Origin of the sequence: Streptomyces sp. Pv4-95 (assembly GCF_045782725.1) — a bacterium.
In the GTDB taxonomy this organism is placed as follows: domain Bacteria; phylum Actinomycetota; class Actinomycetes; order Streptomycetales; family Streptomycetaceae; genus Streptomyces.
In genome coordinates, this window is sequence record NZ_CP127172.1 from 1,884,777 (window position 1) to 1,905,589 (window position 20,813).

Genomic DNA, 20,813 nt, shown 5'->3' on the forward strand with positions numbered 1-20,813 from the left:
GGCCCGTAACGGAACGGTCGTTGCCGTTCCATTACGGGCCGTTGACCGTGCCGCGTCAGTGCGCGGGGGCACTCGCCGGCTCGGCGGAGTCCGCCTCACCGCTGCGCGGCTGCGGCGGGATCTCCACCTCGCCGTGACCACCGCCGGCCTCCGCGTCGAGCGGGTCGGGCTCCGCGTCCGCCCGGCCGCCGAAGTGGTTGAAGGCGAGGTTCAGGACGATGGCGACGAGGCAGCCGGTGCTGATGCCGGAGTCGAGGACGACCAGCATGTCCTTGGGGAAGGCGTGGTAGAACTCCGGCGCCGCGATGGGGATCAGGCCGATGCCGACGGCCGCCGCGACGATCAGCGCGTTCTCGCCCTTCTCCATCGCCGCGGACGCCAGCGTCTGGATACCGCTCGCCGCGACCGAGCCGAAGAGCACGATGCCGGCGCCGCCCAGGACCGGCAGCGGGACCAGCGAGATGACCGACGCGGCCACCGGGCACAGCCCCAGCACGATCAGGATCAGGCCGCTGGTCGCCACGACGAAGCGGCTGCGCACCTTGGTCATCGCGACCAGGCCGATGTTCTGCGCGAAGGCGCTGTTGGCGAAGCCGTTGAAGAGCGGGCTGATCGCGGTGCCGAGGGTGTCGGCGCGCAGTCCGCCCTCGATGGTCCGCTCGTCAGCCGGACGGTCGACGATCTTGCCCAGCGCGAGCATGTCGGCCGTCGACTCGGTCATACAGACCAGCATCACGATGCACATCGAGATGATGGCGGCGATCTCGAACTGCGGCGCACCGAAGTGGAAGGGCGTCGGGAAGCCGACGATGTCGGCCTCGGTGATGGCGGAGAAATTGGTGATGCCGACGGGTATCGCGATCAAGGTGCCGGCTATCAGTCCGAGCAGGATGGAGATCTGCTGGAGGAATCCGCGCAGCACCCGCCGCAGCACCAGCACGATCAGGAAGGTCAGTGCGGCCATCCCGATATTCGTCAGCGACCCGTAGTCAGGTGCGGTCGCGTTGCCGCCCTGGGACCAGTTGAACGCCACCGGCAGCAGCGAGACGCCTATCAGGGTGATGACGGTGCCGGTGACCACCGGCGGGAAGAACCGTACGAGCTTGGAGAAGTAGGGGGCGAGCAGGAATCCCAGCACACCGGCGACGATCACCGCGCCGAAGATGATCGGCAGCGCGTTCTCGGGACTCTGCGACTTGCCGATGGCGATCATCGGCGTGACACCGGCGAACGAGACGCCGTTGACGAACGGCAGCTTCGCGCCGACCTTCCAGAAGCCCAGCGTCTGCAGCAGCGTGGCGATGCCCGCCGTGAAGAGGCTGGCGCCCATCAGGAACGCGGTCTCGGTGGGACTCAGCCCGCAGGCGGGTCCCACGATCATCGGCGGGGCCACCACGCCCGCGTACATCGCGGCCACGTGCTGGAGGCCGCTGGTGAACATCTTGAAGGGCGGGAGGGTCTCGTCGACCGGGTGCTTCCGGTCCCCCTCCGGCTTCTGCCCGGGGTTTGCGGCCACTGCGGGCCTCCTGTCGATTTCTGCGCCGACGGGGCCGGCGACGCGAGGCTGTCACGGAGGGCGTGCGTTGTGGTGCGGTGGTGCGAGAAGCCGCGCTCGTGGGCGGTGCTGCGGTGCGGCTGCGCTTGTGGCGCGAGGCCGGCGGTGGGGCGGTGTACCGGCCCGGAGGTGCAAGGGGAAACCCCGCACCTCCGGGGTCCGGCGCTTGTGGATCCCGCTCGGATCCACAAGCTCGGCCGGGAGCCGTCCCTCCCGGCCGAGTTTGTGAGGTAAGGCCACGGAAGGATCAGCCCTCTGCGGCGATACGGGCCAGACGCTGCGCCTCGGCCCGCGCGGTGCGGGCGATGGCGTCCTCGTCGACGTTGGTCAGGTGGTTGTCCTCGACGACCGGCTTGCCGTTGACCAGGGACAGCGTGACCGGGGCGGCCGCGCCGAAGACCAGCGCGGTGACCGGGTCGGCGATGGAGGAGTGGCCGAGGCCGTCCAGCTTCCACAGCACGAGGTCGGCGAGCTTGCCGGCCTCCAGGGAGCCGATCTCCGCCGTCCGGCCGAGGACCTGGGCGCCGCCGTAGGTGCCGAGCCGCAGCGCCTTGCGGGCGTTGAGGGCGGCCTCCTTGTGTGCGCCGAGGCGGTTGATGAGCAGCGCGTTGCGCAGCTCGGTGTGCAGTTCGCCGGACTCGTTGGAGGCGGTGCCGTCCACGCCGAGGCCGACCGGGACGCCGGCCGCGAGCATGTCCGGGACGCGGGCGATGCCGGCCGCGAGGCGGGCGTTGGAGGACGGGCAGTGCGCGACGCCGGTGCCGGTGCGGGCGAAGGCGGCGATGTCGGAGTCGTTCATGTGGACGCAGTGCGCCATCCACACGTCGTCACCGAGCCAGCCGGTCGACTCGAAGTAGTCGGTGGGGCCCATGCCGAAGAGTTCGTGGCAGAACTTCTCCTCCTCCACCGTCTCCGAGCCGTGCGTGTGCATCCGCACGCCCTTGCGGCGGGCGAGCTTGGCGCCCTCCCGAAGGAGCTCGGTGGAGATGGAGAACGGCGAGCAGGGGGCGGCGGCGATGTGCACCATCGAGCCGAAGGAGGAGTCGTGGTGCTTGTCGATGGCCTCTTCGGTGCCCAGGAGGGCGCCCTCGGTGGTCTCGACGGCGAAGTCCGGGGGCAGCCCGCCGTCCTTCTCGCTGCGGTCCATGGAGCCGCGGGCGAGGGTGATGCGGGCGCCGATCTCGGCCACGGCCGCGAGCTCGGCGCTCACGAGGTCGCCGGAGCCCTGCGGGAAGACGTAGTGGTGGTCGGAGGCGGTGGTGACGCCGCCCTTGACCATCATGCCGAGCGAGCCCTGGGTGGCCGCGGCGAGCATCGGGGCGTCGATGCGGGCCCAGGTCGGGTAGAGGGCGACCAGCCAGTTGAACAGGTTGTGGTCGGTGGCCAGGCCGCGGGTGATCCACTGGTAGAAGTGGTGATGGGTGTTGATCAGGCCGGGGGTGACGAGGTGTCCCGTGCCGTCGATCCGGCGGACGACGTTGGCCAGGCCCTCGGGGGCCTTGCCGGCGCCTACCGACTCGATGACGTTCCCGGCGACGACGACATGACCGGTGGCGTACTCGGTGTCGTGGGCGTCGACGGTCGCGATGGCGCAGTTCTCGATGACGATGCGCTCGACCGCGCTGTCAGGGGATGCCGATGCAGCCATGATGCTTCCTACTTTCGGTACTGGCATGGAGGTCCCCCTGGGGCTTGTCGGAGCCTTGGGGGAGGGCACGGCATGGCCCTACGGGATTTGAGTGCCGGAGCCGGGCGAGGCGGCTGACAGTACCGCTGCCCGTGGCGTGCTCCGGGTGCCGAGATGGTGAAAGAACAGGTTGAGCAGGACCGCGACCAGCGCGCCCGCGCTGATCCCGGAGCCGAGGACGGTCTGCGCCCACGCGGGGAAGTCGGCGTAGAACGTCGGCGCGGCGAGGGGGATGATGCCGGCGCCCAGCGACACGGCCACCAGGATGATGTTGGAGCTGTCGTCGAGGCCGGCCTCGGCGAGCGTGCGGATACCGCTGACCGCGATCGACCCGAACAGGACGATACCCGCGCCGCCCAGAACCGGCATCGGCACGAGCGAGACGACCGCGCCGAGCACCGGGAAGGCACCGAGGACGATCAGGGCGCCACCGGCCACCGCGACGACGTACCGGCTACGTACCCGGGTCAGCGAGACGACGCCGACGTTCTGCGCGAAGGCGCTGGTCGGGAAGCCGCCGAAGACCGGTCCCAGGAGGGTGGCCAAGCCGTCCGTGCGCAGTCCGCGGGTGATCGTCGAGCCGGTGGTGCGGCGGTCGCAGATCTCGCCGAGAGCGAGCATGCCGGCCGACGACTCGGTCATCAGGACGAGCATCACGATGCACAGGGACAGGATCGCGGCGGGCTGGAACTCGGGGGCGCCGAAGGAGAAGGGGGTGGGCAGCGCGGCGATCGGCGCCGAGCGCAGCCCGTCGAAGCTCGCCATGCCGAAGGGCAGCGCGGCGAGGGTGCCGATGACCAGGCCGAGCAGCAGGGCGATCTGCTTGACGAAGCCCTGGGTGAAGCGCTGGATGAGCAGGATCACCACGAGGGTGAAGGCGGCCAGGGCGAGGTACTTCATGTCGCCGAAGTCGGCGGCCTCCGCGTCGCCGCCCTGCGCCCAGCCCACCGGGACGGGCATCAAGGTCACCCCGATAAGGGTGATCACGACGCCGGTGACCAGCGGCGGGAAGAAGCGGAGCAGCTTGCCGAAGAACGGCCCGATGGCGAGGCAGAACACTCCGGCGACCATCACCGCCCCGTAGATCGCGGGGAGTTGGTGGCCCGTGGCGGTGGTTTCGGCGATGGCGAGCATCGGGGTGATGCCGGCGGAACTCGCCGCGTTGACGAACGGCAGCCGGTTGCCGACGAACCCGCGGACACCGAGCGTCTGCAGGAGCGTGGCGAGGCCGGCGATGAGCAGGCTCGCGGCGATCAGCCGGGTGCTGCCCGCGGCGTCCAGGCCGACGGCCTGGCCGATGATGAGCGGAGGGGTGACGACGCCGGCGTACATCGCAGCGATGTGCTGGAGCGCGGCGGGGATCAGCCGCTTGGCGGCCGGCTTCTCGTCCACCGGGTGGACCGGCGGGGGGTGTTGCTCAACGTGCGGATGCTGTGCCATGGGTCGTTCCCCTCAGGATTCGCGCCCCTCCCCGCTGCGGGGTGGGGAGGGGACGCGAGGCACGGCGCTGCGTCGGAGCCGTTTAGAGGTTCGTCAGATCCATCGGGATCCGGGCTTCGACACCGTCGCGCAGAACAGTGGCTTCGATGAGGCCGTACGGGCGGTCCGCCGCGTAGTAGACCTCGTTGTCGTTCTTGAGCCCGAACGGCTCCAGGTCCACCAGGAAGTGGTGCTTGTTCGGCAGCGAGAAGCGGATCTCGTCGACCTCGGACCTGTTGTTGATGATGCGCGAACCCATTTGGTACAGGGTCTGCTGGAGGGAGAGGCTGTAGGTCTCCGCGAAGGCCTGCAGCATGTGCTTCTTGACCTGCTCGTACGAACGCTCCCAGTTGGGCATCCGCTGCTCGTCGTCGGTCCAGTTGAACCGCCAGCGGCTGGATACCTCGGTGGCGAGGATGCGGTCGTACGCCTCCTTGAGGGTCGTGTACTTGTCCTTGATGTAGCCCCAGAACTCCGAGTTGGTGGAGTTCATCACGACGAGGTCCTTCAGGCCGGAGATGACCTGCCAGCTCTCGCCGTCGTAGGTGATCTCGGTCAGGCGGGTCTCCTGGCCCTTGCGGGCGAAGGAGTGCTTGACCTCGTCGGAGCCGATGAAGCGGGAGTTGCCGTCGGAGGTGGCTATCCGCTCCCAGGCGTACTCCTCGATGCGGATGCGCGCCTTCTTGATCGGCTCCTGGCTGGTCACGAAGTGCCGGGCCAGGTGGATGCCGAACTGCTCGGCCGACTCGATCCCGTGCTCCTTGGCGAAGGCGTACACGGTGTTCTTCGTCGTGTCGGTGGGCAGGCAGTGGGCGTTGGAGCCGGAGAGGTGGACCTCTTCCAGGTCGCCGGAGAGCGCGACCGAGACGTTCAGGTCCTTGATGTGGTGCGTGTCGCCGTCACGGGTGATCTTGACGACGCGGTTTTCCGCTTTGCCGTACTGGTTCTGGCCGAGAATCGTGGGCATGTCGGTGCTAGCTCCCTCGGTATACGGAGTAGCCGAACGGGTTGAGCAGCAGCGGTACGTGATAGTGCTCGCCCGGCTTGACGGCAAAGGTGATTGCCACCTCCGGGAAGAAAGCTCCGCTGTCCCTTACGCGGGGGGCGTCCTGCTGTTCCTCGGCTTGCTGGTCGGTCTTGTGGTGTACGAAGTACTCCTCGACGGCGAAGTCGAGGCGCACGTGGGTGGTGCCCTCCGGCAGGGCCGGCAGATCCTTGCAGCGCCCGTCCGCGTCGGTCTTGGACGCGCCGTGGGCGGTCCACTCCCCCTCGCTTCCGGAGCGCACCGAGAGCGTGAGGGCGACGCCCTCCGCGGGGCGGCCCACGCTGGTGTCCAGGATGTGCGTGGACACCGACGTCGGTGCGGCCGTCTCGCTGCTCATGCTGCCTCTCCTTCTGTGCCTTCCGCGATGCGCGTCAGGCGAATGCGGTTGATCTTGCCGAGCTCCACACGAACGATCTCTCGTTCCTGTTCCGGCGTGTTGTCGATCCGATTACGGACCGCGTCCCGCATCTGCTCCCCGGTACGGCCGGAGGCGCAGATCAGGAAGACATGACCGAACTTCTCCTGGTAGGCCAGGTTGAGTTCGAGCATCTCGGACTTGAGCTCGTCGGAGGCCCCGGCCATCCCGCTCTGCTCGCGGGAGGACGTCGGGTCACCCGGCTTCGGGCGGCCGATGGGCGGATGCCCGGCCATCGCCTCCGCCAGGTCCTGCGCGGTCAGCTCCGCCATGGCGGCGTCGCTCGCGGCGAACAGGTCCTCGGTGGTGGCGTACGGGCGCCGGGCGAGGATCTCGCTCCCCCATGCCCGGCTGGCACACACCTCGTGCAGTGCGGCCTGCGCCGAACTGTCGTCGGCGGTGTTGAACCGGGTGAGACCCGGGGTCGAACTCGAAGACACGGGACAGCCTCCGCGGCCTGGTGCTGGACAGCTCTGCTTGGCTGGAAACAGCTAAGACCCCCGGCAACATCACGTCAACACTTTGTTGAAAACTCGGCAACACAAAAGCCGCCGTCCGGAGAACCCGGACGGCGGCTCCGGGGCGCGTACGGGCCCGGCGGCCGACGCGCCTCAGTCGCCGCCCTTCGCGGCGTTCTCCCTGTTCAGGTAGTTGTAGACGGTGAAGCGGCTGACCCCGAGGGCGCCGGCGACCGTCTCCACTCCGTGCCGTACGGAGAAGGCCCCGCGGGCCTCCAGAATCCTGACCACGGACTGCTTGGTCTTCCGGTCCAGCTCCGCCAGCGGCATGCCGTGCCGGCGCTGCAACTCGGTGAGGATGTGGTCCAGCGAATCCGACAGATGCGGCAGGCGCACCGCGACGCGGTCCTCCCCCTCCCAGGTCAGCACGACATCGTCGCCCTGGGCCAGGCCGGGCGCGACCATCTGTCCGCCCATGGCGTCCACCAGCGGCTTGACCGCCTGGACGAACGGGTGGTCGGCGGGCTCGGTCATGTGGCGCTCCCCTCGGACCCCTCGGACCTCTCGGACCGTTCGGGGTCCTTCGACCCGCCGGCCTCCGCGATCACATTGACCTGCAAGGAGACCCGGGTGGCTCCCGCCCCCAGGGACTCGCGCAGCAGGGCGGCCACCGCGCCGAGCACCTGATCGGCGTCGCCCTCGGCCGTGTTGCCGAACGGACCGACGTCGACGGCGTCCAGCTCGGCGCCGGTGACGATGTCCCGCGCCACCACCGCATGAGCCGGCGCCTCGTCCAGGTCGAACGGCTCCGTCGTGAACTCCACTCTCAATCGCACGTCGCTCAACCTACGCGCGGTAGGGCTCCGCCACCAGAAATTGCCCCCTGCACCTCTTGACAGCTTCCGAGCGCGACAGGCAGTGTTCCATTAAGCAGAAAGTAAGTTCCGCTATCCGGAAGGAGCGCCGGCCCTTATGGGTTTCACGGACACGCGCTTCAACGTCAATCTGTCGATTTTGTTCACCGAGCTTCCGTTGCTGGAGCGGCCGGCGGCCGCGGCGGCGGCGGGTTTCACGGCGGTGGAGCTGTGGTGGCCGTGGGTGGATGCCGCGGTGCCGGAGCAGTCGGAGCTGGATGCACTGCGGGACGCGCTCAATGACGCGGGGACGCAGTTGGTGGGGCTGAACTTCTATGCGGGGCAGTTGCCGGGTCCGGACCGTGGTGCGTTGTCGGTGCCGGGTGTGGAGTCGGAGCGGTTCCGGGCGAATGTGCCGGTGGCGGTGGAGTTCGGGCGGTCGCTGGGCTGTGTGACGTTCAATGCCCTGTACGGCAATCGTGTGGAGGGTGTGGCGGCGGCGGAGCAGGACGCGCTGGCGCTGGAGAACCTGACGCTGGCGGCCCGTGCGGTGGGCGAGGTGGGCGGGACGCTGCTGATCGAGGCGCTCAATGCGCCGGAGTCGCCGGCCTGTCCGATCGTTTCGGCGCCGAAGGCCATCGAGGTCGTCGATGCGGTGAACGCGGCGACGGGTCTGGACAATGCGCGGTTCCTGATGGACCTGTACCACCTGTCGATGAACGGTGAGGACCTCGAGGAGGTCATCGACCGCTGCACGGCCAAGACCGCGCATGTGCAGATCGCCGACAATCCCGGCCGCGGCGCGCCCGGTACCGGTGCGCTGGACCTGGCCGGGCTGCTGGGCCGGCTGAGGAAGAACGGCTACCAGGGCTGGGTGGGTCTGGAGTACAAGCCCGGTGACGCGCCCAGCGCGCAGTCCTTCGCCTGGCTGCCGGCCGAGCTGCGCCCGGCCCGTTGACGCCTGCCGTTGACGGTTGCCCGCTGATCTGTCTGAACGTTTGAGTGTGAAAGAGGCTTTGGTATGAGCAAGCTGCCCAAGATTGCGTGGGTCGGGCTGGGGATCATGGGGTCGCCCATGGCCGAGAACCTGATCAAGGCCGGGTACGAGGTGACCGGCTACACCCTGGAGGCCGACAAGCTGGAGCGGCTGGCGGCGGCCGGCGGCACGGCGGCCGGTTCGATCGCGGAGGCGGTCAAGGACGCCGACGTCGTGATCACGATGGTGCCGGCCTCGCCGCAGGTGGAGGCCATCGCCTACGGCCCGGACGGCATCGTCGACAACGCCAGGTCCGGTGCGCTGCTGATCGACATGTCCTCGATCACCCCGCAGACCTCCATCGACCTGGCGAAGGCTGCCGGTGCCAAGGGCATCCGGGTGCTGGACGCGCCGGTTTCCGGTGGTGAGGCGGGTGCGATCGAGGCGGTGCTGTCGATCATGGTCGGTGGTGAGCAGTCCGACTTCGACGCCGCCAAGCCGATCCTGGAGGCGCTGGGCAAGACCATCGTGCTGTGCGGTCCGCACGGCGCGGGCCAGACGGTCAAGGCCGCCAACCAGCTCATCGTCGCGGTCAACATCCAGGCCTGCGCCGAAGCGGTGGTGTTCCTGGAGAAGTCCGGCGTCGACCTCGCTGCGGCCCTGGACGTCCTCAACGGCGGTCTGGCCGGCTCCACCGTCCTGACCCGCAAGAAGGACAACTTCAAAAACCGGGACTTCAAGCCCGGCTTCCGCATCGACCTGCACCACAAGGACATGGGCATCGTCACCGACGCCGCCCGCACCGTCGGGGCGGCCCTGCCCGTCGGCGCCGTCGTCGCGAGCCTGGTCGCCTCCCTGCGCGCCCAGGGCGACGGCAACCTCGACCACTCCGCCCTCCTGCGCGGCGTCGAACGCCTCTCCGGAACCACCACCGAAAGCTGAGTCCCATGGCGGCGCAGCGCGTACCCGCCGTACAGGCGGCCGTCCGCATCATGAAGGACGAGGGCGTCGACATCGTCTTCGGCTGCCCCGGTGCCGCCCTCCTCCCGCTGTACACGGCGATGGAGGAGGCGGGCGGCATCGAGCACTACGCGGTGCGTCACGAGGAGGCCGCCGCGCACATGGCGGACGGCTGGGCCCGTACGGGCGACGGCCGGGTCGGCGTCGCCGCGGTGGCCTCGGGCCCCGGGGCCGCGCGGCTGGTCACCGGCCTGTACGCGGCACGGCAGGACGCGGTCCCGCTGGTCTGCGTCACCGCCCGGCCGCCGGACGGTCCGCACCGCCGGTCCGGCTCGCTCCGCCACGGGGCCGGCGACTCTCCGGACCTCATTCGGCTGGCCGGTCCGGTCACCAAGCGGGCGGAGCGGATCGAGGATCCGGCGCGCATACCGGGAGCCTTTCGCGAGGCGTTCCGGATCGCGCGGGAGGGACGGCCGGGCCCGGTGCTGATCGATGTGCCGGCCGATGTGGCCGCTGCGGAGATCGCTGACGACGCCGGATCGGCCCTCGACTTCCGGTTCCGGCAGCAGGCTTGCCGGACAGCGGCCGCCGTTCGGCCGGACGTTCCGGCGTCCGACGGCGCGGCGTCGCCGGTCCTGGCGGAGATCGACAGGATCCTGGGCGCGGGCTCGGCATCGGACCCCGCGGTGTACGTCGTCACCGGTTCGCCCGGTGCCGCGGCGACGGCGGACACTCCCCGGCCCCGGCACCACCTCCGTACGGGGACGGGCCTGCCCGGCTGGGAGGTCCCGGCCGCCATCGGCGTCCGCAAGGCCCTGGAGTCCCGGGGCGAGCAGGATGCGGAGGTCGTCGCGGTCATCGAGGGCCACGGCCTGTCGTTCCTGGCCGAGGAACTGTCGGGCGCGGCGCGGTACGGCGTGCCCTTCGTCCTGCTCGCGCTCACCCCGGGTCACCCCGGTTCGGCCCGCGCGGCCGCCGGCGGTCACCCCCGCAACGTTCCGGTCGGCTTTCCGGACGAGCAGCTCACGGACCACGTGAAGCTCGTCGAGGCATACGGCTGCGCAGGCCGTGGCCTCGCCGATCCGGCAGATCTCCGCTCGGCCGTCGAGTGGGCCCGCAAGGAAGCCGTCTCCACGCGGCGGCCGGTCCTCGTAGAGGTACCGGTCGAGCGCGCGGTGCCGGCTGCCTGCGGCGGCCCCGTCGACGGTGCCGTGCGGGAGTACAGCTTCGGGCCCTGAGGGCCCGGAGCCCGAAGTTTCCGGGCGGCGGCTGCGCTGACACCTGTCCTGTCGCGCCCAGGCGCGGTCGCCGTCCGGAACACCATCCAGCTTTGTTTCAACAAACTGTTGACGTTTGGTCGGAGCTCTTCTTACGCTCCGACATGCGGAAGCCAACTTCCGCGCTCTCGTACGGAAGGTCACCATGTCGAAGCCCACGCCGACGGCGCGCGTTCTCACAACGGAGGCTGGCGCCCCCGTCGCCGACAACCAGAACTCCTCAACCGCCGGCGTCGGCGGCCCGATCATTCTCCAGGACCAGCACCTGCTGGAGAAGCTCGCGCGCTTCAACCGCGAGCGCATCCCGGAGCGCGTGGTGCACGCCCGCGGCTCCGGCGCGTACGGCTACTTCGAGGTGACCGACGACGTCACCGGCTTCACCCGTGCCGACTTCCTGAACACCGTCGGGAAGCGGACCGAGACGTTCATCCGCTTCTCGACCGTCGCCGACAACCTCGGCGGTCCGGACGCGGCCCGCGACCCGCGCGGCTTCGCCCTGAAGTTCTACACCGAAGAGGGCAACTACGACCTCGTCGGCAACAACACCCCGGTGTTCTTCATCAAGGACCCGATCAAGTTCCCGGACTTCATCCACTCGCAGAAGCGCGACCCCTTCACGGGCAAGCAGGAGCCGGACAACGTCTGGGACTTCTGGGCGCACGCCCCCGAGGCCACCCACCAGATCACCTGGCTCATGGGCGACCGCGGCATCCCGGCCTCCTACCGCCACATGAACGGCTACGGCTCGCACACCTACCAGTGGACGAACGCCGAGGGCGAGGCCTTCTTCGTCAAGTACCACTTCAAGACCAACCAGGGCATCCGCTGCCTGGACGCCGAGCAGGGCGCCGAGCTCTCCGGCACGGACCCCAACAGCCACCAGACCGACCTGCTGCAGTCCATCGAGCGGGGCGTGTACCCCTCCTGGACCCTGTACGTGCAGATCATGCCGGCGGCCGAGGCGGCGGACTACCGCTTCAACCCGTTCGACCTGACGAAGGTCTGGCCGCACAGCGACTACCCGCTGCAGCGCGTCGGCCGGCTGGTCCTGGACCGCAACCCGGACAACGTCTTCGCCGAGGTCGAGCAGTCCGCCTTCTCGCCGAACAACTTCGTCCCCGGCATCGGTCCCTCCCCGGACAAGATGCTCCAGGGCCGACTGTTCGCCTACGCCGACGCGCACCGCTACCGCCTGGGCGTCAACCACACCCAGCTGCCGGTGAACGCCCCCAAGGCGACCGAGGCCAACAACTACGGCCGGGACGGTCTGATGGCCGCCAACGCCTACGACCGGCGCGCGAAGAACTACGAGCCGAACTCCTACAGCGGCCCGGTGCAGACGAACGAGCCGCTCTCGGCTCCGCTCGCCGTAGCCGGCTACGTGGGCACCCACGAGGCCCCGGCGCACACCAAGGACGACGACTTCTTCCAGGCCGGTGAGCTCTACCGCCTGATGTCCGAGGACGAGAAGAACCGGCTGGTGAACAACATCGCCGGCGGTCTCTCCCAGGTCGGCCGCGACGACGTGATCGAGAAGAACCTCGCCCACTTCCACGCCGCCGACCCGGAGTACGGCAAGCGCGTCGAGGCCAAGGTCCACGAGCTGCGCGAGGACTGACGGGAGGTCAGCATCCTTGCGCATCCGTACCGGCCGGCTCGCTGAGGGGTGGCCGGCCGGTGCGGAGAGGTAGTGCGGAGCTCCGCGGCATCCGGGGAGCAACCAGTGCGGTGGCAGTACTCACCCGATAAGGAAGGGTGAGTCACTCCCCCGCCGCGGAGCCCGCCTCCTCCACCGCCCCCACCGAGGGGCCCCACCTCTCTCCCACTGCTCCGTCCGGTGGCGCGATGTCCTGTCGCGCCCATCTCTCGCGCTGCCGGGCGGGAACAACTCGCACTGGGCCCGGTATCCGTACGGTCACGGATACCGGGCCCGGTGTGCGTCACGGCCCGGTACCGCGTGCCGCTGGAGGTCCCGGGCAGGACCGCCGTTGGCCGGTGAGCGGCGCGCACGGGTCCCATGCGCGCCGTGCGGGAGGCCGCGTACGCTCCGCGCTCCCCCACTTTCTCGCCCGACCTGCGGCTCTCTCCGTCAATTCCGCCCACGGCGCCCGGTTTTGGAGAGACGATGGGCGACAGCAGAGAGCCGTCCTGTCTGCCGACCTACCGCCAGGAGCCGACCATGGCCGACAGCGTGCCGGTGCGGTGCCCCACCTGCCGCCGTGAGAACGCCTTCACCCCGCCCACCTTCCCGTGTGCGTGCGGTGCGCCGCTGACCATGCCCGTGCTGCGCGGCGGTGTCCCCGTCGAGATAGTGCACCGCACCTGGCAGGCATCCTGGGTCGAGGTGCGCTGCGAGGTCTGCGGGCGCCAGGACGAGTGGCCGGCGCCGGAGTCCGGCTGTGCGTGCGGCACGGTTGTCCGTGTCCCCGTCGTCCCCCCGCCCACACCGGCACCGCCCGTCCTCCCGGCCACCGGCTCCCTCGACCTCACCGGCCTGCTGCCGACCGCCGCGCCGAGCGCGCGGCGCGCAGTGCTGCGCCCCGCCTTCCACCCGGTCACGATCCGCACGGCCCGCGACTGCGTGACCGCCGCCGGGCAGTATCTGAAGTGGCTCGGCTACCCGGACGTCACCCGCACCCAGGAGCGCACCGCCTCGGGTGTGGATCTGCGCGGCACCGGCGTGGTGGCGCAGGTCGACCCGACCACCCACGCCACCGAGCTCCGCGAGATCGAGTGTGTCTGGCTCAACGGCCTCAACGACTCGGCCATCGCGGTCTTCTTCTCCCTCGCGGGGTACGCCCGCGACGCCCGCTCCCGGGCCGACGAGCTGCACATACCGCTGTTCGTCATGGACCTCACCGGCACCCCGCAGCCGGTCAACGACCCGGCCGACGAACTGATCAAGTACGGCGCGCCGGAGCAGTGATTCGTCGGGCGCCGGAACCCTTCACGTCGGCCGGGGCACGCCGCCACGCAGGAGCGGGCGACGGCGAGCCGGAAATCCGCTCGCCCGCCCGGAGCCGACCGGCGAAACTGGCCGGATGACCATCCGCGAGCCGTCCCCCGCCGACCTGCCGGCGTTGCGCGAGATCGAGCGGGCGGCCGGGGAGCCGTTCCGCGCTCTGGGCATGGCCCGGATCGCGGACGACGAACCGCCGTCGGTGGGCCAGTTGACCGACTACCTGCGGGCGGGGCGGCTGCTTGTCGCCTATGAGGGACCCGAGGGCGATACCGCCGGACGGCCGGCCGGCTACCTGCTGTGGGACCCGGTAGACGGCTGCGCCCATATCGAGCAGGTGTCGGTCCACCCGGAGTACGCCCGTCGCGGCATCGGCCGCGCCCTCATCGAACGTGCGGAGCGCGACAGCGGACTGGGCGCCCTCACCCTGACCACCTTCGCCGAGGTGCCGTGGAACGCGCCCTACTACCGCCGCCTCGGCTTCCGGGTGCTCGACGACACCGCGCTCACTCCCGGCCTGCGGGCCATCCGCGCACACGAGGCGGCGCTCGGCCTGGATGCCTGGCCTCGGGTCTGCATGCGGCGACAGGCCGAGCACTCGGACGGGCCGCAGTGAGCCGTCGGCACGGGCGCCGTTGACGGGGCATCGGCCGACGGTCGTACGGCGATCGCACGGCGGTCCCTCGTCGGTCCCGGCCGACGGCATCCCGTCGTTCCTCGCCGGTCCCGCCGCCCCTCACCCCGCCCGTACGGCCGCCGGCGCCTCCCCCGCGGTCGACCCCCCGTCGACCGCGATCTCGGCGCCCGTCAGAAAGCCGGCGGCGTCGGAGGCGAGGAACGCGACCAGGCCGGCGACGTCCTGCGGCAGGCCGATGCGACGCAGGGCGACCGCTGGGTGGTTTCCCGCCCCGGCCGGTGGGGCGATGCCCTCGACCATCGGGGTGTCGATGATGCCGGGGTGGACGGAGTTGACCCGGATGCCGTGCTCGCCGAGTTCCAGCGCGGCGACCTTGGTGAGGCCCCGCAGGCCCCACTTGGACGCGCCGTAGCCGCCTGTGCGGGCAATACCGGTGAGGCCGGCGATGGAGGAGACGTTGACGATCGCGCCCCCTCCCGCGCGGATCATCGGCGTACGCACGGCCCGCATCCCCAGGAACGGCCCGACGAGGTTGACGCGGAGGGTCGCCTCGAACGCTTCGGGATCCTCCTCGTGCAGTGGCACGGAGCGGAACACCCCCGCGTTGTTGACGAGTATGTCGAGCCGCCCGAAGCGCTCGCAGGCGGTGTCCACGGCGGCGGCCCACTGGGCGGCGTCGGTGACATCGAGGTGGACGTAGTGCGCCCGTTCACCGATCCCGGCGGCCACCTCCCGGCCCAGGCCGTCCCGCACGTCGCCGAGCAGGACCCGCGCGCCCAGGCGGGCGAAGAGCCGGGCCGCCTCGGCGCCCTGTCCCCGTGCCGCACCGGTGATGACAGCGGTCTTTCCCTCAAGACTGAGCACAAGCCCTCCAGCGGATCGTCCGGATGCTTCAGTCAGCAATATGACGGGTAGTCAGGTCAAGGTGTGTGCGGGCCATACTGGAGAGATGATCGACGCGAACGCCCTACGGTCCACCTGCCTCGGCTTCAACGGCGCGACCGAGGAATTCCCCTTCCCGGGCCATCCGGACGTGGCGACGTTCAAGGTCGGCGGCAAGATCTTCGCGTTGACCGGCCTCGACGCGCAGCCGCTCACCGTGAGCCTCAAGTGCGATCCGGACGAGGCGCAACGACTGCGGGCGGCGCACCCGGAGGTGGTGCCGGGGTATCACCTCAACAAGCGCCACTGGAACACCGTCTCGCTGGCGGGCGGCCTCCCGGACCAGCTCGTCCTCGACATGATCGAGGACTCGTACGACCTCGTGGTCGCCTCCCTCCCCCGCGCTCAGCGCCTGCTGCTCGACTGGCCGGGCGGCCGCTGACCGCACCGGCGGGACGGGACGGCACCGGGCGGGTACGGGGACGACGGACGCTTCGGGGGCCGGTCAGCGCGCGGCGGCTCGGCGTCCGACTGCCGCACCAGGAGCGGGCTCGCCGACTCCGTCCACCAGAGGCTTCGCGTAGCAGCGGCTGAGCTCATCGAAGCGGTACGGGCCGAACTTGGCACAGGGCCGGTAGCCGCTCGAGATGTAGAGGGAGATGGCTTCCGGCAGCTTGGTGCCGGTCTCCAGGACCATGCGGAAGCGTCCGGCGCCACGGGCGTCGCTCTCCAGCGCGGCAAGCACCAGCCGGGACAGGCCGCGGCCGCGCGCCTCCGGGACGACGTACATGCGCTTGATCTCCGCATCGCCGTCGGCGTACCCGTGGCCGTTCCCCTCCTGGCCACGCCAGCCCCCGGTGGCCACGGGGATGCCCCGGTCGTCGTAGACGATCAGAAACAGGCCCTGGGGCGGCTCGAACATGGCCGCGTCGAGGGGCGTGATGTCGCCCTCTTCCTTGCCGAACCGCGCCGCGTACTCGAGCTGGACGCGGTCGTTGAGTTCGACCGCGTCGGGGTGCCCGAAGGAGACCTCCTGGATATTCATGCGTCCTACTGTACTTCTATGCAATCAGCAGAGGAAGGATCCGCACGGCGGCGAGCGCGTGCCCCCTTGCCACCCTGCCGTGACGCCGACGGCCTGATCGGCCGTCATCAGCCGCAGCCCACTCCTTGTTCTCTATAGACCGGTCGGTCCGGCGGGCAAGGAGCAGTTGGCCGCCGAGGCGATGGAGCTGGCCGGCGCGCCGCACACACCTGGCCGCGTCCGCGCGCGTCACGAAGATCCACCACCTCAACCGCGGCTCCATGATGCCCATCGAGGCGACCTACTTTGGGCCGCAGCCCTTACCCGCCGTCTGCCACTGCCTTCTGGTGGAGACGGAGCGGGACGGACTGGCGCTGATCGAGACCGGCCTCGGCACGGACGACGTGCGGCGGCCGCAGGAGACGCTGGACGCGGAGTGGGTGGAGCTGGCCCAGCCGGCGCTGCGACCCTCCGAGACCGCTCTGCGGCAGATCGAACGCCTGGGTTACACCGCTTCGGACGTCCGCCATATCGCGGTGACCCACCTGGACGTCGACCACAGCGGCTGCCTACCGGACTTCCCCGAGGCCCGTGTGCACGTCATGGAGGCCGAGCTGCGTGCCGCCGAGAAGGAGGGGCCCAGCAGGCGCTACCGCCCGGCGCACTGGGCGCACGGCCCCCGCTGGCAGACGTACGCCCCGGACGGCTCAGGAGAGGAGTGGGGCGGCTTCTCCGGGGTGCGCCAACTGGTGCGCGTGCACGACGACTTGCTGACCGTGCCGCTCGGCGGGCACAGCGCGGGGCATGCGGGGGTGGCGGTCCGGGACGGCGACCGCTGGCTGCTGCACGCCGGGGACGCGTACTTCTACCATCGGGAGATCGCCGCCCACGCGCCGCACTCCCACCCCCTGATGGACATCATCCAGCTGGACGCCCAGGTGGACGAGCAACTGCGGATCGCCAACCAGGGGCGCCTGCGGGACCTCGCGGCACAGGACACCGCCGGAACCGGGCCCGTGTCCCGGCTGCCGGTCGACAGCCGGGACACGCCGGACGGGCCGAGTGCCCCGCACGAGCGGATCACGGTCCTCAACGCACACGACCCATGGGACTACCTGCGCCTCAGCGGCGCCGACGCCCGCTGAGGCGCAGGGACGAACGGGGGTGCCGTGGCGCCGAGATGCCCCGCCGGGGGGCGCCCCCGCTATGACACCCGGCCCAGCTCCTTCGCCAGCCGTTCGCGTAGTTCGATCTTGCGGACCTTGCCGCTGACCGTCATCGGGAAGGCGTCGACGATGTCGAGATAGCGCGGCACCTTGAAGTGGGCGAGCCGGGAGCGGCAGTAGCGGGCCAGTTCATCCCGGGTCAGCGGGTCCGCGGGGTCGCGGAGGATCACGCAGGCGGCGATCTCCTCGCCGTACTTCTCGTCCGGGACACCGATGACCTGGACGTCGGCGATCTTCGGGTGGGTGTAGAGGAACTCCTCGATCTCGCGCGGATAGACGTTCTCGCCGCCCCGGATGATCATGTCCTTGATGCGGCCGACGATACGGACGTAGCCGTCGTCGTTCATCACCGACAGATCGCCGGTGTGCATCCACCGGGCGGCGTCGATGACCTCGGCGGTGCGCTCCGGCTCCTCCCAGTAGCCGAGCATCACGCTGTAGCCGCGGGTGCACAGCTCCCCCGGCGTGCCGCGGGGCACGGTCCCGCCGGTCGCCGGGTCGACGACCTTCACCTCGATGTGCGGCAGCACCCGGCCGACCGTCGCCGTGCGGTGCTCCAGATCGTCGTCCCGGCGGGTCTGGGTGGACACCGGCGAGGTCTCGGTCATGCCGTAGCAGATGGACACCTCCGCCATGTGCATCTCGGCGACCACCCGCTTCATCACCTCCTCCGGGCACGGCGAGCCGGCCATGATGCCGGTGCGCAGGGACGTCAGGTCGTAGGTGGCGAAGTCGGGGTGGTTGAGTTCGGCGATGAACATCGTCGGCACGCCGTACAGCGAGGTGCAGCGCTCGTCCTGGACGGCCCGGAGGGTGTCCGCGGCGTCGAAGGCGGGCCCCGGGATGACGATGCAGGCGCCGTGCGAAGTGGCGCCGAGGTTTCCCATGACCATGCCGAAGCAGTGGTAGAAGGGCACCGGCAGACAGACCCGGTCGTCCGCGGTGTAGCCGACCGTCTCACCGACCCAGAAGCCGTTGTTGAGGATGTTGTGGTGGGAGAGGGTGGCGCCCTTGGGGAAGCCGGTGGTGCCGGAGGTGTACTGGATGTTGACCGGGTCGTCGGCCGTCAGCCCCTCCTCGCACTCCGCGAGCCGTGCGGCCGGGACGGCGGCCCCGGCGGCCAGCAGCCCGCCCCAGGTCGGGTCGTCGATGTAGACCACATCGCGCAGCGCCGGGCTCTGGCCGCGGACCTGCTCGATCATCCGGCGGTAGTCGCTGGTCTTGTGGTGGGTCGCGGAGACCAGGACCTGTATCCCGGACTGCCGCAGGACGTAACTCAACTCGTGCACCCGGTAGGCCGGGTTGACGTTGACCAGGATCGCGCCGATGCGGGCGGTGGCGTACTGGATCAGCACCCACTCGGCGCAGTTGGGGGACCAGATGCCGACCCGGTCGCCCTTGCCGACGCCCTTGGCGAGCAGCCCGAGGGCCACCTCGTCCACGGCGCGGCCCAGTTCCGCGTACGTCCAGCGCCGCCCGCTCGGCACGTCGACCAGGGCCTCGCGGTCACCGAAGCGGGCGATGGTACGGCTGAGGTCCGCGCCGATGGTGCGGCCGAGCAGCGGCAGCTCCGCCGCGCCGCTCGCGTAGGACAGCTCCGTCTGCGACTGCGTCATCGGTAGTCCTCCTCCCGGTATTCGGCGCCGCCGTCGCCCTGCGCGGTGCGCTCGCGCAGTTCGATCCGGCGGATCTTGCCGGAGACGGTCTTCGGCAGTTCGGCGAACTCCAGCCTTCTGACCCGCTTGTACGGGGCGAGGACGGCACGGGAGTGCGCGAAGAGCAGCTTCGCGGTCTCCGGGCCCGGCTCCCATCCGGCGGCCAGCACCACATAGGCCTTGGGGACGGCCAGCCGCAGCGGGTCGGGCGCCGGGACCACGGCGGCCTCGGCGACCGCCTCGTGCTCCAGCAGGGCACTCTCCAGCTCGAACGGGGAGATCTTGTAGTCGGACGCCTTGAAGACGTCGTCGGCGCGTCCGACGTAGGTGATCCAGCCGTCACCGTCACGGGAGCCGATGTCGCCGGTGCGGTAGTAGCCGCCCGCCATCGCCTCCGCGGTGCGGGCCGCGTCGCCCTGGTAGCCGGCCATCAGGCCGACCGGGCGGGCGGTGAGGTCGAGGGCGATCTCCCCCTCGTCGGCCGGGGCGCCGCTCACCGGGTCGAGCAGGACCACGTCGAAGCCGGGTGTGGGCCGGCCCATGGAGCCCGGCTTGACCCGCTGGCCGGGGGTGTTGGCGACCTGGACGGCGGTCTCCGTCTGCCCGAAGCCGTCCCGGATCGTCACGCCCCAGGCGTGCTGCACCTGCTCGATGATCTCCGGGTTGAGCGGTTCACCGGCCGCGACGATCTCCCGTGGGGGGTGCGCGAGCGCCGAGAGGTCGGCCTGGATCAGCATCCGCCACACGGTCGGCGGGGCGCAGAAGCTGGTGACCTGCGCACGGTCCATCTCGGCCATCAGCCGCGCCGCGTCGAAGCGGGTGTAGTTGTGGATGAAGACGGTGGCCTCGGCGTTCCAGGGCGCGAAGAGGTTGGACCAGGCGTGCTTGGCCCAGCCGGGCGAGGAGATGTTCAGGTGCACATCGCCCGGCCGCAGGCCCGTCCAGTACATCGTCGCGAGGTGGCCGATGGGGTAGGAGGCGTGGGTCTGCTCGACGAGCTTGGGGCGGGCGGTGGTGCCGGAGGTGAAGTACAGCATCAGCGTGTCGTCGGCCCGGGTGGGCGCCTGCGGCTCGAAGGCGCCGGGGCTGTCGTACACCTCCTCGTACGTAAGCCAGCCGTCCCTCGCCCCGCCGACGGCGATCCGGGTGTAGTCCCCGGGGACCGCCGCGAACTTCTCGGTGTCCGCGGCGCGCACGAGGACGTGCCGGGCCCGGCCGCGGTCGATGCGGTCGGCGAGGTCGGCAGGCCCCAGCAGCGGCGTCGCGGGGATGACGACGGCACGCAGCTTCATCGCGGCCAGCGCGGTCTCCCACAGCTCGGCCTGGTTGCCGAGCATCACCACGATGCGGTCGCCCGCCCGCACCCCTTTGGCGGACAGCCAGTTGGCGGCCTGGTCGGAGCGGTGGCGCAGCTGGGCGAAGCTCAGCTTGGTCTCGGCGCCGTCCTCCTCGACGATGTGCAGGGCGGTGCGGTCGTTGCCCTCCGCGATGACGTCGAACCAGTCGAGCGCCCAGTTGAAGTGCTCGGGCCGGGGCCAGCGGAAGGCCGCGCGGGCCGCGCCGTAGTCCTCCCGGTGCCGGAGCAGGAGGTCCCGCGCCGCCCGGAACTCCTCGGTGGCGGAGGGCGAGCGCCCCGCCGCCGCGGTTTCCGTGTCCGTCATGTGTCCTCCTCATTGCCGCACCGCTACCCGCCATCGTGTAATCAGTGGCGCAGGTCTCACCAC

The 20,813-nt window shown here is 70.4% G+C and carries 20 protein-coding genes; 8 read left to right on the top strand and 12 right to left on the bottom strand.

Annotation, left to right across the window (positions count from 1 at the left end; all coding sequences use genetic code 11):
• Window positions 1–55: 55 nt before the first annotated feature.
• From QOM21_RS08505 to QOM21_RS08540, 8 genes are all read right to left on the bottom strand, one after another.
• Complete coding sequence (locus QOM21_RS08505) at window positions 56–1,516, bottom strand: nucleobase:cation symporter-2 family protein (RefSeq protein ID WP_407549140.1); 1,461 nt, start codon at window positions 1,514–1,516, stop codon at window positions 56–58.
• A gap of 286 nt (window positions 1,517–1,802) precedes the next feature.
• Window positions 1,803–3,203 (bottom strand): 8-oxoguanine deaminase, encoded by a 1,401-nt coding sequence (locus QOM21_RS08510; protein ID WP_407549141.1) that lies wholly within the window; start codon window positions 3,201–3,203, stop codon window positions 1,803–1,805.
• Between the two features lie 78 nt (window positions 3,204–3,281).
• Entirely contained in the window at window positions 3,282–4,682 is a 1,401-nt protein-coding gene (locus QOM21_RS08515) for a nucleobase:cation symporter-2 family protein (protein ID WP_407549142.1), read from the bottom strand.
• An 82-nt stretch (window positions 4,683–4,764) separates the two neighbouring features.
• Window positions 4,765–5,688 carry a factor-independent urate hydroxylase gene (pucL, locus tag QOM21_RS08520; protein WP_407549143.1) on the bottom strand — a complete coding sequence of 308 codons (924 nt, stop codon included), beginning with the start codon at window positions 5,686–5,688 and terminating at the stop codon, window positions 4,765–4,767.
• Window positions 5,689–5,695: 7 nt separating this feature from the next.
• Entirely contained in the window at window positions 5,696–6,103 is a 408-nt protein-coding gene (uraH, locus tag QOM21_RS08525) for a hydroxyisourate hydrolase (RefSeq protein ID WP_393897540.1), read from the bottom strand.
• Entirely contained in the window at window positions 6,100–6,621 is a 522-nt protein-coding gene (gene uraD, locus QOM21_RS08530) for a 2-oxo-4-hydroxy-4-carboxy-5-ureidoimidazoline decarboxylase (protein ID WP_407549144.1), read from the bottom strand. The genes uraH and uraD overlap by 4 nt, the downstream gene beginning before the upstream one ends.
• 171 nt (window positions 6,622–6,792) lie before the next feature.
• Complete coding sequence (locus QOM21_RS08535) at window positions 6,793–7,173, bottom strand: helix-turn-helix domain-containing protein (protein ID WP_407549145.1); 381 nt, start codon at window positions 7,171–7,173, stop codon at window positions 6,793–6,795.
• Window positions 7,170–7,475: a hypothetical protein gene (locus QOM21_RS08540; protein WP_407549146.1), complete on the bottom strand. Its 306-nt coding sequence runs from the start codon at window positions 7,473–7,475 to the stop codon at window positions 7,170–7,172. Before QOM21_RS08540 ends, QOM21_RS08535 begins: the two co-directional genes overlap by 4 nt.
• 136 nt (window positions 7,476–7,611) lie before the next feature.
• Here QOM21_RS08540 and QOM21_RS08545 point away from each other — a divergent pair, with 136 nt between their 5' ends.
• From QOM21_RS08545 to QOM21_RS08570, 6 genes are all read left to right on the top strand, one after another.
• On the top strand, window positions 7,612–8,451 hold the full coding sequence (locus QOM21_RS08545; protein WP_407548230.1) for a TIM barrel protein: 840 nt from the start codon (window positions 7,612–7,614) through the stop codon (window positions 8,449–8,451).
• Between the two features lie 63 nt (window positions 8,452–8,514).
• Window positions 8,515–9,411 carry a 2-hydroxy-3-oxopropionate reductase gene (locus tag QOM21_RS08550; RefSeq protein WP_407548228.1) on the top strand — a complete coding sequence of 299 codons (897 nt, stop codon included), beginning with the start codon at window positions 8,515–8,517 and terminating at the stop codon, window positions 9,409–9,411.
• A 5-nt stretch (window positions 9,412–9,416) separates the two neighbouring features.
• A complete protein-coding gene (locus QOM21_RS08555) occupies window positions 9,417–10,667 on the top strand; it encodes a thiamine pyrophosphate-binding protein (RefSeq protein WP_407549147.1) in 1,251 nt (416 codons plus the stop codon).
• Between the two features lie 184 nt (window positions 10,668–10,851).
• The gene (locus tag QOM21_RS08560; protein ID WP_407549148.1) at window positions 10,852–12,324 is read left to right on the top strand and encodes a catalase; all 1,473 of its coding nucleotides are present in this window, start codon (window positions 10,852–10,854) and stop codon (window positions 12,322–12,324) included.
• Window positions 12,325–12,885: 561 nt separating this feature from the next.
• Window positions 12,886–13,632 carry a hypothetical protein gene (locus QOM21_RS08565; RefSeq protein WP_407555612.1) on the top strand — a complete coding sequence of 249 codons (747 nt, stop codon included), beginning with the start codon at window positions 12,886–12,888 and terminating at the stop codon, window positions 13,630–13,632.
• Between the two features lie 115 nt (window positions 13,633–13,747).
• Window positions 13,748–14,281, top strand: a complete 534-nt coding sequence (locus tag QOM21_RS08570) for a GNAT family N-acetyltransferase (protein WP_407549149.1) — start codon at window positions 13,748–13,750, stop codon at window positions 14,279–14,281.
• 120 nt (window positions 14,282–14,401) lie between these two features.
• Here QOM21_RS08570 and QOM21_RS08575 read toward each other — a convergent pair whose 3' ends face one another.
• The gene (locus QOM21_RS08575) at window positions 14,402–15,166 is read right to left on the bottom strand and encodes an SDR family NAD(P)-dependent oxidoreductase (protein ID WP_407549150.1); all 765 of its coding nucleotides are present in this window, start codon (window positions 15,164–15,166) and stop codon (window positions 14,402–14,404) included.
• 85 nt (window positions 15,167–15,251) lie between these two features.
• Here QOM21_RS08575 and QOM21_RS08580 point away from each other — a divergent pair, with 85 nt between their 5' ends.
• Window positions 15,252–15,626 carry an MmcQ/YjbR family DNA-binding protein gene (locus QOM21_RS08580; RefSeq protein ID WP_407549151.1) on the top strand — a complete coding sequence of 125 codons (375 nt, stop codon included), beginning with the start codon at window positions 15,252–15,254 and terminating at the stop codon, window positions 15,624–15,626.
• A gap of 63 nt (window positions 15,627–15,689) precedes the next feature.
• Here the strand turns inward: QOM21_RS08580 and QOM21_RS08585 are convergent, their stop codons facing one another.
• Window positions 15,690–16,229: a GNAT family N-acetyltransferase gene (locus tag QOM21_RS08585; protein WP_407549152.1), complete on the bottom strand. Its 540-nt coding sequence runs from the start codon at window positions 16,227–16,229 to the stop codon at window positions 15,690–15,692.
• A 260-nt stretch (window positions 16,230–16,489) separates the two neighbouring features.
• Between QOM21_RS08585 and QOM21_RS08590 the strand changes: the two genes are divergently transcribed.
• Window positions 16,490–17,353: an MBL fold metallo-hydrolase gene (locus tag QOM21_RS08590; RefSeq protein WP_407549153.1), complete on the top strand. Its 864-nt coding sequence runs from the start codon at window positions 16,490–16,492 to the stop codon at window positions 17,351–17,353.
• Between the two features lie 59 nt (window positions 17,354–17,412).
• Here the strand turns inward: QOM21_RS08590 and QOM21_RS08595 are convergent, their stop codons facing one another.
• Window positions 17,413–19,050 carry an AMP-binding protein gene (locus tag QOM21_RS08595; protein ID WP_407549154.1) on the bottom strand — a complete coding sequence of 546 codons (1,638 nt, stop codon included), beginning with the start codon at window positions 19,048–19,050 and terminating at the stop codon, window positions 17,413–17,415.
• Window positions 19,047–20,750: an AMP-binding protein gene (locus tag QOM21_RS08600; protein ID WP_407549155.1), complete on the bottom strand. Its 1,704-nt coding sequence runs from the start codon at window positions 20,748–20,750 to the stop codon at window positions 19,047–19,049. Before QOM21_RS08600 ends, QOM21_RS08595 begins: the two co-directional genes overlap by 4 nt.
• Window positions 20,751–20,813: the final 63 nt, after the last annotated feature.